Source organism: Rhodococcus sp. GA1, assembly GCF_024321955.1.
Lineage (GTDB): Bacteria > Actinomycetota > Actinomycetes > Mycobacteriales > Mycobacteriaceae > Rhodococcus > Rhodococcus pyridinivorans.
On sequence record NZ_CP097186.1, the window covers coordinates 2307308 to 2320362 of the forward strand.

The window sequence follows — 13055 nt, forward strand, 5'->3', positions numbered from 1 at the left end:
CGTTGCCGGATTTCCTGCCGAAGTGCGGCTTCGGGTGGACCGCGACGGCGGCAGTGGCAGGGCGCCCGGCTGGGTATGCCGACTCGGGATACCGGAGTCCCGGATGTTGTTTCTACACCGGCGGCGCCCGGAATCGCGGGTGCCGCGCTGTGACAGGTGAGAAAATTGTTGCAGAAAGTTACGACGCCGCCCACTCACCGGATCGGTGAGCGGGCGGCGTCGTTGCTAGCAGTGCGTACCGGAGATCAGAACGCGTTCAGCGCCTCGAGGATCTGCGGGCGTGCCTTCCACAGCTGATCCTCCCAGTACTTCCATGCGTGCGTGCCGCGCGCCGGGAAGTCGAAGGTAGCCGGGATGCCGAGCGTCGCCAGCTTGAGCTGGAACGCGCGGGTCTGGGCGAGGGACAGCGCCTCGAGCGCCATGCCGTTGGCGGTGTTGTAGTAGCCGACGAAGCCCTGCGGGTTGTCGTGCTCACCGGGCAGACCGCTGGCGGCCGAGATGTACAGCGACAGACCCTCGAGCTTCGGAGCGAAGACGAACGGGTCGTTGCGCAGCCACGCCGGGCTCCACGGCGGGCCCCACATCGAGTCGACGTTGAAGCGGCCGGCGTCGAGCATCGCCACGCGGATGGCCTCACGCATGCCGGGAGCCGACAGGTTCAGGTAGCCGGACAACGACGACGCGAACTTGAACTGGTCGCGGTGGTAGGCGGCCAGGGTCAGGGCGGCGGAACCGCCCATCGACAGGCCGAGAATGCCGTTGTTGTTGCGCGACACGCCACGGGTGGCGAGATAGTCGGGCAGCTGCTCCGTCAGGAACGTCTCCCACTTGTAGGTGATGTCCTGGCCGTTCAGGTTGGACGGCGCGTACCAGTCGGTGTAGAAGCTCGACTGTCCGCCGACCGGCATGATCAGGCTGACGTTGTCGTTCGCGAACTGCTGCAGGGCGTTCGTCTCGAACGTCCAGGCGTTCACGTCGTCCCGAGCGCGCAGGCCGTCGAGCATGTAGAGCGCCGCGTCGCCACCGCGCGCGGCCCACTGGATCTGAACCTTGATCGGGCCCATGTCGGACTCGACGAAGACCTCTTCGAAGCCCCCTGCAGGCGCGCGGTGCGAGACCGGCGCTCCCTGCGCCGGCGCGGCGACGGCGGCGGTGGTTCCGACGAGGCCGGCAGCCACGGGGAGGACCAGAGCTGCGGCGGCGGTGCCGAGCAGTCGCCGTCGAAGGCCCTGCCTCAACCTCGGGACAAAACGCATGAACAATGCTCTCTTTCTCGTCTGCGGCGTCCGCGTTCGCGTCCCCCGGATTCCGGCGATGACGACCGCGGAAGGCCGCCCCAAGTCACACTGCGGTCAAAACTGTAAAGGACCGCGTGATCTCTGACAAACCCTGGTTTCAACAGCTCTTGGGCACCTCTTGACCTATAGGTCAAGCACGCGCTGCCGGAATGTTACCTATCCGTGATGCGTCGTGATCCTATCGAGACAGTCGAAGGGGGCCAAGTTGATCTCGGTGTCCGGCCGTCACCCCCGCGGCGGTGGCATCGGCAGGTCACAGCGCTGGATCTCGTACTTCGGCACCCGTTCGATCCGGTACGAGGCGTAGTCGAACGCGTTGCGCAGGTTCCTCTTGAACAGTGCCCACGTGAGTTCGGCGCTCGAGGAATCGATCATCTCCCGGGTCTCGGGACAGGTCAGCGCGGTCTTCGCCATCGCGACCCAATCCTCGTCGAGATAGCCCGGCATCCACGGATGGACGTCGACCATGCCCGAATCGGCGACCACCCAGTCGGGGAACAGGATCTTGTCATGGCCGATCCGGCCGTCCTCGAGACGCTCGGTGTGCGCGGCGAGCGGGTAGGCCAGGCCCATCTGGTCGACGACCCGCACGTCCAGACCGGTGTTCATGCTGGTCATGCCCAGGTTCAGGAAGAACACCGTGTGCCCGGCACCGCCCGGTGGGATGGGCTCGGGTGGCGGCACGACGTCCCACGCGTCGAAGGAGGGGGTCGGCAGCAGCAGCCCGCCGTTCGGGGTGTTCGCGATGGCCTCGACCATGGCCCGCATACGTGGGTAGTCGAGATAGTCCTCGGCCAGGATGGGATGCAGATGCCCGGTGTTGAGGGCGTAGAAGGCGCGCTCGTCGACGATGCCGGATCGGCCCACCACGGCGCCCTCGGTCATGCCGGTCGTGTTGGCCGCGGCGGCCGTCCACACGACGGTGCCCAGCCACAGCACGGCCAACGCACCCGCGACCTGCGTCGGCCGGTTGTTGCCGAGCTCCGCCCGGTCCGGGATCCGCAGCGGGACGACGGCGACGGGCAGGAGCAGGCAGAACAGCGGCGGCAGGAGGACGCGGCCGTGCATGAAGTCGCCGCCCACACGCAGCGAGTACAGCGCGAGCAGCACACCGGAGCCGAGGAACAGCACGACGACGGCGGTCGGTGTGCGCAACAGCTTCTGCGCCCAGGTCAGCGTGGCCCGCACGTCGCGCGGATCGGGACGCGCCGCCGCTGCGGTGAGGCCCACCACCTCACGGCTGGTCGCGAGGACGAGCGCGGCGAGGACCGCGAGGACCAGCAGCGGCAGCCACAGCAGGTACGGCGAGACGAGGTTGCCGAGATATTCGAGGCCCTGCGACCACTTGGCACCACCGGCGTCCTTGGCGACCGCGGTGTTGGGATAGGGCAGTCCGTAATAGCCCATGCGCCAGATCTGGTAACCGATCGGGATCATCCCGGCGACCGCGACCATCGCGACCCGGATGCGCAGGTCGAGGCCGGGCGCGAGGAACAGCATCGCGAGTGCGAGCACCGCGACCAGCGCGAGTTCGGGTCGCACGAGCGGGCCGAGTCCGGCGACGAACGCCGTGGCGAGGATCTGCCCGGTACCCGGGAGCGATCCGTCCCCTCCCGGCGTGGGGGTCGCCCACCGGGCCATGAGCAGCCACAGCAGGCCGAGCCAGCAGATCACCAGGCAGGACTCGAGGCCCGAGGTGGCGAAGTCGCGGGCCGGGGGCACCGCGATGTAGACGAGGACACCGGCGGGCAGGAGCAGCACGGTGCCCGTGGTGGCGCGCAGTCGCCACCGGTACAGGCGTGCGGCGCCGAGCATGGCGAGGACGATCGCGCCCGTCGACAACACGAGCGCGATCGTGAGCACCACGTATTCGAGGCGGAGGCCGGTGAGCCATCCGCCCGCGTAGACGATGTACGTCCACGCGGTGGAGGTGTTGGCCTCCACGCGCTCCCCCGCGTTGAACACCGGCCCGTTGCCGGCGAGGAGGTTGCGCACGGTTCGCAGGACGATGAGACCGTCGTCGGCGATCCAGCGCCGCTCCCACGCTCCCCAGAACATCAGGAACGCGGAGACGACCACACCCGCGGCGAACACACCGCCGGTGAGGCGGTCACGCCGAACGGGCCCGACCGTACTGGACGGTCCGGCCTCGGTGTCGTGGACGCCGTGCACGACGTCAGAAGAGGTAGACAGCACCGCCGACCACCAGGATCCACACCACTGCGAGCAACTGCAGCACCCGGTCCTTCAGGGCGATCTCCTCGGGTTCGCCGGCTTCACCGCCGTCGACGTCGACCGCGTAGCGCAGGATGGCGACGACGAACGGGACCATCGAGATGGCGTACCAGTTGGAACCGGCCACGTTGTCCTGTTCGAACGCCCACAGGCCGTAGCAGAGCACGACCGCCGTCGCCGCGACGGTCCACACGAACCGCAGGTAGGTCTCGGTGTAGTACTCGAGCGACTTGCGGATCTTCGCGCCGGTGCGGGTCGCGAGGCGCAACTCGGCGTACCGTTTGCCGGCCGCCATGAACAGCGACCCGAACGCCATGATCAGCAGGAACCACTGCGACAGCGGGATCTCGGCGGCCACGCCACCGGCGATGGCACGGATCAAGAAGCCCGACGAGACGATGCAGATGTCGAGCACGGCCTGGTGCTTGAGCCCGAAGCAGTACGCGAGCTGGATGCCGATGTACACCGCCATGACGACGGCGAGCTGCCAGTTCGCGATGAACGACAGCACGATCGAGCCGACGAGCAGCACCGTCGCGAGGATGTACGCGAGTCGCACCGGGAGCACGCCGGCCGCGATGGGCCGGAACCGCTTGGTGGGGTGTGCACGGTCGGCTTCGACGTCCATCGCGTCGTTGACGAGGTAGATGCCCGAGGCGGCCATACAGAAGACGACGAAGGCGAGCGCGACGGGCAGCAGCACGTCGACCTGGGTGACCGAGCCGGCCGCCATCGGGGCCGCGAGCACCAGGACGTTCTTCACCCACTGTCGGGGACGGACCGCCTTGACGATCCCGGCGCCCAGGCTCTTGGGCGCCTCCTTGACGGGCGCCGGTTCCTCGCTCATCGATCTCCCCACTTCGTCTCTGCCCGCGCCACGACGGCCGCGGACGCCGCACCGAGTGCCGCACCCGCCAGTACATCCGTCGGATAGTGCACGCCCAGCACCAGGCGGGACAGCATCATGGGCGGCACGAGCACCGCGGGAAAGGGTAGCCCGGTGGTGCGGGCGAGTAGCACGGCCGCCGCAGTCGTGGACGTCACATGCGACGACGGGAAGCTCAGCCGGCTCGGCGTGGACACGTTGACCTGCACCGTCGGGTCCACCGGCCGCGGACGGCGCACGACCCGCTTGATGACGACGGACGCCGCGTGGGCACCGAACGCGCCGACCGCCACGCTCGCCCACTTGCGGCGACGGGGACGGTCGACGAGGGCGCCGGCGGCGCCGATCGCGATCCAGCCGAGAGCGTGCTCACCGAAGTGCGACATGCCGCGGGCGATCGTCGTCGCTGCGGGTACGGCACCAGCGGTGGCCTGGACGGTCTGCAGCACCCGCACCTCGGTGTCGGTGCTCTTCCAGTGACGTGCAGCCGCAGTGCCGGGGTCAGTTGCCGATTCCGAAGACACGCTCCCACTCCTCCTTGCTGGTCAGGGCGGGAACCGCGTCCCGGTACCGCTTCTTCATCTCGGGGAACCGGCGCGCGAGTTCGCGTCGCAGCCTGAGCGCCTCGGTGAGCAGGGCCTGGGCCTGAGCACGGTCGCGCTTACGGTAGACGACACCCCGACCGTCCGCCGTGGTGACCGTCACGCCGTCGACCTGCGAGAGCAGGAACCACCGCGCGTCGATGGTGGGCACGTTCAGCTGCGGCCGCTCGTGGTGCTCGCGGTTCTCGGGGCGCACGTTGTGCAGCACACCCTTCGCGAGACGCCTGACCTTCGCGACCGCACCCTCGGGCAGTCCGACGGCCCCGACCTCGGCGCCGGATGCCATCGGCAGTTCGGTCGACGACGGCAGCACCACGGCGTCGGGGAAGTTCTTCCGGAGCGCGTGCACCTCGCCGAGGGCACGCGGCAGCAGCTCGAACAGGTTCTCCGGACCGGCGAGGAAGTCCTCGATGGCCTTGTTCTGGATCGCGACCGTCGAGTACTCGAGACACACGAGGTGCTTGATCGTGGCCTTGATCGTGTCGAGCACCATCGGCTTGGCGTCGCCGTGCTGGTGCAGCGCGGCCACGACGAGCCGGTTGCGCAGATGGAAGTACGCCTGCCAGTCGATGGCGTCGTCCTTGTCGCTCCACGCCATGTGCCAGATCGCGGCGCCGGGCATCGTCACCGTGGGGTAGCCGGCGTCCCGTGCCCGCAGGCCGTACTCGGCGTCGTCCCATTTGATGAACAGCGGCAGGGGCTGGCCGATCTCCTCCGCGACGACACGCGGGATCATGCACATCCACCAGCCGTTGAAGTCGACGTCGATGCGTCGGTGCAGGAGCTTCGAGTTCTCCCGGTCGCGCAGCGGCTTGGTGGAGAAGTCGTGGTCGTACTCGACGTTCGGCGCGGCACCCCACATGAAGTTCGAGCGGTGGATGACCTCGCCCATGGTGTGCAGGTGGCTGCGTTCCTGCAGGTTGAGCATCTGCCCGCCGACGAGCATGGGCTTCTTCGCGAATCGCGACAGGGCGAGCGCGCGCAGGATCGAGTCGGGTTCGATCTCGATGTCGTCGTCCATGAACAGGATGTACGGGCTGGAAGTGGTCTTCAGCGCCTCGTACATGATGCGGCTGTAGCCGCCGGAGCCACCGAGGTTGCCCTGGTCGTGGATGACGAGACGGTCGCCGAAGGGTTCGGCGGCCTCCGCGAAGTCGGCCTCGTCGCGAACCTTGCGGGTGCCCTGGTCGGGGATGATGACGGCGTCGACGACGTCCATCACCAGCGGGTCGGACGCGAGCGCACGCAGCGCCTTCACGCAGTCGGCAGGGCGGTTGAAGGTCGGGATGCCCACTGCGACCGAGGCGTGTCCGGGCGCCTCGACAGGTGCGTACCAGCCGGCGGCGTGCAGCGTGACCTCGCTGTCGGTGGTCACGTCGAACCACAGCCAGCCGCCGTCCTCGAACGGCCCCAGGTCGGCTTCGATCTCGACGACCGTGTCGGACCCGCGGAACTCGCGGCCGGTGACGTGGATGCGGCTCGAGTCGGCCTTGCTGCGGTACAGGTCGACGCGGCCGTGGCCGGTGAGTTCGAGTCGCAGCACCACCGAGCCGAGCGTGCTCCAGCGACGCCAGTAGCTCGCCGGGAAGGCGTTGAAGTAGGTGCACAGCGACACCTCGGACTCGGCGCCGATCGCCAGCGTCGTCCGGCTCGTCGCGTGGGCGCGACGCGCGTTGGTGGGCGACTCCTCGAGGTAGAGCGTGCGCACGTCGAGGGGCTCGCCCGGGCGCGGCAGGATGATGCGCTGCAGCAGCGACCGGCCGAGCAGTTCGTCCTCCGTGGCGGGGGTACTCGCCGCCTCGTGCTTCGCGACGGCCGCGTGCTTCGCGGCGCTCACGAGGCGTCCCCGGCGATGGGCGCTCCCGAGTCGAAATGCGGGGCGAGGACGTTGTCGAACATCGAGAGCGCGCTCGCGATCGCCATGTGCATGTCGAGGTACTGGTAGGTGCCGAGCCGGCCACCGAAGAGCACCTTGTTGTCCGCGGCTTCCTTCTTCGCGAGGGAGCGATAGGCGTTGAGTTTCTCGCGATCCTCGGGGGTGTTGATCGGGTAGTACGGCTCGTCGTCGTTCTCGGCGAAACGCGAGTACTCACGCATGATGACCGTCTTGTCGGTCGGGTAGGTGTCGCGCTCGGGGTGGAAGTGCCGGAACTCGTGGATGCGGGTGTAGGGCACGTCGGCGTCGTTGTAGTTCATGACCGGGGTGCCCTGGAAGTCGCCGGTGGGCAGCACCTCGGTCTCGAAGTCGAGGGTGCGCCATCCGAGCCGGCCCTCGGAGTAGTCGAAGTAGCGGTCGAGCGGGCCGGTGTAGACGACGGGGGCTTCCGGGCTCGCGGCACGGACCTCATCGCGCACCTCGAACCAGTCGGTGTCGAGCCGGACCTCGATCCGCTCGTTCTCCGCCATGTTCTCCAGCCACGCCGTGTACCCGTCGACCGGCAGGCCCTCGTAGGTGTCGTTGAAGTAGCGGTTGTCGAAGGTGTAGCGGACGGGCAGCCGGGCGATGTTGCCGGCGGGCAGTTCCTTCGGGTCGGTCTGCCACTGCTTGGCCGTGTAGTCGCGGACGAACGCCTCGTACAGGGGGCGGCCGATCAGGGAGATCGCCTTCTCCTCGAGGTTCTTCGCCTCGGCGGTGTCGATCTCGGCGGCCTGCTCCTTGATGAGGGCGCGTGCCTCGTCGGGGCTGAAGTACCGGCCGAAGAACTGCGACACCAGTCCGAGACCCATCGGGAACTGGTAGGCCTGGCCCTTGTGCATCGCGAACACGCGATGCTGGTAGCCGGTGAAATCGGTGAACTGGTTCACGTAGTCCCACACCCTCTTGTTGGAGGTGTGGAACAGGTGGGCACCGTACTTGTGGATCTCGATTCCGGTTTCCGGTTCGGGCTCGGAGTATGCGTTGCCACCGAGGTGGTGGCGACGCTCGATCACGAGCACTCGCTTGCCGAGCTGCGTGGCCGCGCGCTCGGCGATCGTCAGTCCGAAGAATCCGGAGCCGACGACGATCAGGTCGTACTCACCGGTGGAGGGCTGGGGCGCTGATGCAGCAGTCACGGGAGACCAGGGTATGCGACTCCGTCGCGGAGGTGCCCTCTCGGTCCGGGCGGACCGAGAGGGCCGTCACACTCACACGTAGTAGGTGAGCGCGTCACGGACGAATTCGGCGCCCTCCCGTCCTCCGTAGTTCGCCGCGAAACGCTCGTCCTCGACGTACATGTCGGCGAGACCGAGCACGTACTCCCGCGGACTGCCCGCCGCAGTGCCGCCTCCCGGGGTGCCCGGAATCGACGACAGCCAGGCGACGTGCCGCCGCGCGAGGTCCTGCGCTTCGGGGCCCGCCGGGTCGAGACCGGCCCGGGCCGCCGCGATCCAGTCATGGTTCAGCTGCTCGACCTGCTTCATCCAGTCGTGCCTGGCGGCGTCGTCCATGCCCCGCCACCAACGATCGCCCGAGTCGTAGGCGTCCTTGCCCCACAGTTCGATGACCTCGTCCCGGTACTGCGTGTGGTCGAACCCGTCGAACACTTCGTCTGCCACGAGTTCCTCCCCTCTCTCCGTCTTCGCCAAGGTGGTGCGCACCGCCGCGATACGGCGGTCCAACTGCCGGCGCTCGTGTTCGAGCAGGTCGAGGTGGGTGCGCAGTGCGCTCGCGGTGTCGTCGTGACCGGCGAGCACGTCGCGGATGGCGGGCAGGGCCAGTCCCAGATCGCGGAGCAGCAGGATGCGCTGGAGACGCACGAGTGCGTCCTCGTCGTAGAACCGCATGCCGTTGCTGCCGGTGCGGCTCGGATGCAGCACCCCCACGTCGCCGTAGTGCCGCAGTGTGCGGCTGGTGACACCGGCGGCGCGTGCCAGTTGCTGGATCGACCATTCCCGCACGTGCCCACCTTCTTCTTTCCGGCTACGCCCAGCGTGCATCTTGACGTTGCGTCAATGTCAACCATCGTCGTCGCGGTGCCGGAACGCCACCGGCCGCCCGCCCTGTTCGGGGCGACCGGCCGGTCGAGATGTGCCGTCGGGTTACTCGGCGCTACCCGTGCTCGGGAACCAGTCCTTCAGGAAGCTCGCGTCGATGACCTGAGCACCGAGGTCCGGTGTCCACACGATCGCGCCGCCGGTGAAGATCCGGAACTTGCCGATCTCGTCGGGCAGCATCAGCTCGGGGCCGATGGGCGAGCCGAGCACGCTGTCGACGCCGCCGAGGTCCAGATAGGCCTGCTCGATGGGCGAGGTGCCGGTGCCGCTGCCGAAGGGATCGGTGCCGGTTTCGGGGCCGGGTTCGGGTGCCGGAGTGATCTCCGGGGCGTCCTCGTCGATGCCTTCCTTGACGGTGAACCAGTCGGAACGCAGTCCCAGCTTGGTCCGTGCCTCGGCGCCCGTCGTTTCGATGGTGCGGTCGGAGCCGACCACGCGGACCCGGGTCACGCGACCGCCTTCGGGTCCGAGATTGTTGCGGGAGAGCACCTCGAATGCCTGGAGGTCGCCGACGCCGAACTTGCTGCCGATCTCGGCCGCGGTGAAGGTCTTGGCCCATTCGCGGTTCGGGGCGACCTTGTCACCCTCGTCCTCGACGGGCGGGAAGGTGCCGCCGGCCGAGTAGCCGCCGGTGGAGGCGGAGAACTCGCTGCGCACGACCTCGCCGTCCTTCATCAGGACGGTTCCGCGGGTGGTGCGCACACCGTCGTCCGTGCGCGGATCCTCGACGCCCGACCCGCCGTAGACCTGACAGTCCGTGGTGTCGCAGGTCTGCCACTTCTCGTGGCGCTTCTCGGCGAGGGCGTAGGACCGCGCGGCGATGGCCTGCGCCCGCAGCGCCTCGGCACCACCGGTGTCGGCCCAGGCGGGCAGCGCCTCGGCGGGGACCACGCTGCGCAGGTAGTCCTCGACGTGGAGGCGGTTGACGGTGCGCGGGGCGGTGCCGTCGAGCACCACACCGAGGGCACCGCGGTAGGTCTTGTCGTCCGAGCACATCGTGAGGTGCTCGTTCGCGGGACGGTCCTCGGCGAGGTCGATCGGGTCCACCCACGGCAGGTCGGTGGCTGCCTGCCACAGCACGTCGCCGCTGCAGCCCTCGGTGACGACGACGTTCGCGCCGCCGTCCGGGGTGGGTGTCAGGTGCGCGGCCTCGCCGGGCGCGAGTTGCTTACCGGCGACGATCATGCCGGTGTCGGAGTAGACGTCGAGGGTGTGGTCGTCGCGCGCCATGAGACGGACCGCGATCATCGCGTCGTCGACCGTGCCGAGTTCGGTGCCGCCGTAGTAGTGGCCGATGATCCGCTCGGCGGTCCACCCGTCCTGGGCGTAGCCGTAGGCACCCCACTGCCCCATGCCACGACCGTGGCCGTGACCGAAGCCACTGAACGTGAAGGGCGTGTCGGCCGAAACCGCTTGCACGACACCTGGTGCCGCCTGGTTGCTCTGGACGAGCGCGCCCACGCCGGCTCCGACGAGCAGCGCGGGAGCGACCCCGATCGCGGCGGCACGGGCGACGGAGGGACGCCATCCGTTGCGCAGCGGCCTGCCGAGGATGATGCGCCGCCTCCGGATCTTGCCTCTGCGCCCGATGGACTGTCGTGACATGACGTTGCTCCCTCGTTGTCGCTGTAGGCGCGAACTCGTGATCCGCGATATCGGACAATTTCGACCGATCCTCAAGCTCAGGTTGAGGCTTAAGGTTTGCTGCGTCTAGTGTGACAAGAGTGACGGAGCTAGGCAACAAATGTCACAGAAGCAACACAAGAATCACGAGTTACAGAACTTTCGTGTCCGAACCGGGCCACGGAAGCGACACGTAAGGGACGATCCGAAGTCGGAACCGTCCGCTGGAGCACCAACGACAGGGAGTAGCAAACAGTGCCGCATCGCCGCCCCAAGCCGTCGATCGTCCTGGGTGCCGTCGCCGCCCTGGCCGTCGCGACGCCCTTCGCCGTCACCGGGCTGACCAGCACCGCTCCCGAGATCCGGAATGCCAACGACACCGTCGAGGCAGTGGCACCCGATATCGCGGAAGTCGTGCTCGCCTCGGTGCCCGACCTGATCATCCCGCTCGAGGAGCTCACCGGTCTCAACCTGCCGGACCTCAGCCTGAAGGAGATCGTCGACGGGCTCCCGCAGATCACGACTGCTCCCGACCCGAACGGCGGACTCGTCCAGCGCGTCGGTGCGACCGTCAAGGAACTCACCCGCGACACCCCGTTCAGCCTCGTCGCGCTCGCCGCCGAGGACGTCGCCGCCACCGACGCGCTCATCCGCGCGCAGCAGGACGACGGCAGCTGGGGTCCCTGGACCGCGACCGAGCCGATCGAGACGCGCGCCGACGACGCCACCAGCGAGGGACGCACGGGCACGGAGCCGATCTACGTCGGTGCCACCCGTGCGGTGCAGGTGCTGCTGACGCCGCGTCCCGGCCCCGAACCGAATCTCGCCGGCGCGGAGGCCCCGCCGGCACCCGAAGCCCCCGCTCCCACTCCCGAGGCACCCGCCCCGGAGGCACCGGCGCCCGAAGCTCCTGCTCCTGCAGCCCCGGCGGAGGCCCCGGTCCCCGCCGACGAGGCACCCGCGCCGGTCCCTGCACCCGCAGCCGATGCACCCGACCTCGGATACGTGCCCGCGTCCTCGTCCAAGCCGCTGCGCGAGAACCCGCTGCAGGCGGCCGCCGAAGCGGTCAGTGCCGTGCTCATCTCGCCCGGCAGCAGCGAAGCGGACGCGCGACTCGAGGACATCGCGAGCCCGCTCGGTAACTCCGGCCTGAAGGTGATCACCCGCCAGCAGTGGGGCGCCGACGAGTCGATGCGCTGCCAGACCCCGACCTACGACGACTCCCTCGGTGGCGCGACCGTGCACCACACCGCGGGCAGCAACAACTACTCGAAGGCCGAATCGGCCGAGATCGTGCGCGCGATCTACGCGTACCACGCACGCACGCTCGGCTGGTGCGACATCGGATACAACACCCTCGTCGACAAGTACGGCCAGATCTTCGAGGGTCGCGCCGGTGGTCTCGACCGCAACGTCCAGGGCGCACACGCGGGTGGATTCAACGAGAACACCCACGGCATCGCGATGATGGGCGACTTCTCGACCCAGGCCCCGCCGCAGGCCGCGGTGGAGTCGGTCGGCAAGTTCCTCGGCTGGCGTCTGGCCCGCGCGGGACTGAACCCCAAGGGCCGCACCACGATGTACTCCGAGGGCACATCGTTCACCCCCTACCCGCAGGGTGCGGCGGTGGATCTGCCGATCATCTTCGCGCACCGCGACGTGGGCAACACCAGCTGCCCGGGTGATGCCGGCTACTCGCAGATGGGCAAGATCCGCGATATCGCCGTCGCTGCGGCAAAGGGCGGTGGCGGTGGCACTGCCCCGCAGCCCTCGAACCCGTCGCCGTCGAACCCGCAACCCTCGAACCCGCAACCCTCGAACCCGTCGCCGTCCAATCCGTCGCCGTCCAATCCGTCGCCGAACGTGCCGGACATCAACGTCGGAGCGCTCGCCTCGGGCTCGGCCGGCACCGCCGAAGGTGTCGTCGACGAGCTGATCCGCCTCAGCGGTCACCCGCTGGTCCAGAAGTGGCTCGCCGAGGGCGGCGAACTCGGACGGCTCGGACAGGCGGTGACCTCGATCCTTCCCGCGGTCAAGAGCGGTTTCGAACGAGTGAATTTCGTCAACGGGGCCATCTACACGTCACCGAACGGCGGCACGTGGACGGTACTCGGCGAGATCTACAAGGCGTGGGAGAAGAACGGACTCGACGCTGGTGAGCTGGGGTTGCCCACCAGCGACGAGTACCGGGTGCCGGACGGTTGGCGTTCGGACTTCGAGTTCGGCTCGCTGATCTTCAACGAGGTCACGGGTGTCGTCACCAAGGTGCTGCGCGCCTACGACGACGCCTACGACCAGGCGATGCAGGATCAGCCGGCCGACGTCGCAGGACCCGCACCCGAGGGTGCTCCTGCGCCCGGACCCGAACCGGCACCTGCGCCGGAACCGGCACCCGAACCGGCGCCCGCGGGCTGACCCGCAGCGCACCGGTAGGAA

Annotated in this window: 9 protein-coding genes; 1 reads left to right on the top strand and 8 read right to left on the bottom strand. The window is 68.5% G+C overall.

Going from position 1 to position 13055, the window contains the following annotated elements:
• Positions 1 to 245: 245 nt before the first annotated feature.
• The 8 genes from M3330_RS10765 to M3330_RS10800 all read right to left on the bottom strand — a co-directional run bounded on the left by M3330_RS10765 (position 246) and on the right by M3330_RS10800 (position 10601).
• Entirely contained in the window at positions 246 to 1256 is a 1011-nt protein-coding gene (locus M3330_RS10765; RefSeq protein ID WP_039583648.1) for an alpha/beta hydrolase family protein, read from the bottom strand.
• A gap of 267 nt (positions 1257 to 1523) precedes the next feature.
• Positions 1524 to 3470: a flagellar motor control protein ZomB gene (gene zomB, locus M3330_RS10770; RefSeq protein WP_282189489.1), complete on the bottom strand. Its 1947-nt coding sequence runs from the start codon at positions 3468 to 3470 to the stop codon at positions 1524 to 1526.
• Positions 3471 to 3474: 4 nt separating this feature from the next.
• Positions 3475 to 4380 carry a decaprenyl-phosphate phosphoribosyltransferase gene (locus tag M3330_RS10775; protein WP_019290355.1) on the bottom strand — a complete coding sequence of 302 codons (906 nt, stop codon included), beginning with the start codon at positions 4378 to 4380 and terminating at the stop codon, positions 3475 to 3477.
• A complete protein-coding gene (locus tag M3330_RS10780; protein WP_024102673.1) occupies positions 4377 to 4874 on the bottom strand; it encodes a phosphatase PAP2 family protein in 498 nt (165 codons plus the stop codon). Before M3330_RS10780 ends, M3330_RS10775 begins: the two co-directional genes overlap by 4 nt.
• Before the next feature lie 46 nt (positions 4875 to 4920).
• Positions 4921 to 6858 carry a glycosyltransferase gene (locus M3330_RS10785; protein ID WP_006553438.1) on the bottom strand — a complete coding sequence of 646 codons (1938 nt, stop codon included), beginning with the start codon at positions 6856 to 6858 and terminating at the stop codon, positions 4921 to 4923.
• Positions 6855 to 8075: a UDP-galactopyranose mutase gene (gene glf / locus M3330_RS10790; RefSeq protein ID WP_006553437.1), complete on the bottom strand. Its 1221-nt coding sequence runs from the start codon at positions 8073 to 8075 to the stop codon at positions 6855 to 6857. Before glf ends, M3330_RS10785 begins: the two co-directional genes overlap by 4 nt.
• Positions 8076 to 8147: 72 nt before the next feature.
• A complete protein-coding gene (locus tag M3330_RS10795) occupies positions 8148 to 8900 on the bottom strand; it encodes a MerR family transcriptional regulator (RefSeq protein WP_255028729.1) in 753 nt (250 codons plus the stop codon).
• Between the two features lie 141 nt (positions 8901 to 9041).
• On the bottom strand, positions 9042 to 10601 hold the full coding sequence (locus tag M3330_RS10800) for a SpoIID/LytB domain-containing protein (protein ID WP_024102671.1): 1560 nt from the start codon (positions 10599 to 10601) through the stop codon (positions 9042 to 9044).
• Positions 10602 to 10874: 273 nt separating this feature from the next.
• Between M3330_RS10800 and M3330_RS10805 the strand changes: the two genes are divergently transcribed.
• Positions 10875 to 13034, top strand: coding sequence for an N-acetylmuramoyl-L-alanine amidase (locus tag M3330_RS10805; protein WP_064853080.1), 2160 nt, complete (start codon positions 10875 to 10877; stop codon positions 13032 to 13034).
• Positions 13035 to 13055 lie beyond the last annotated feature (21 nt).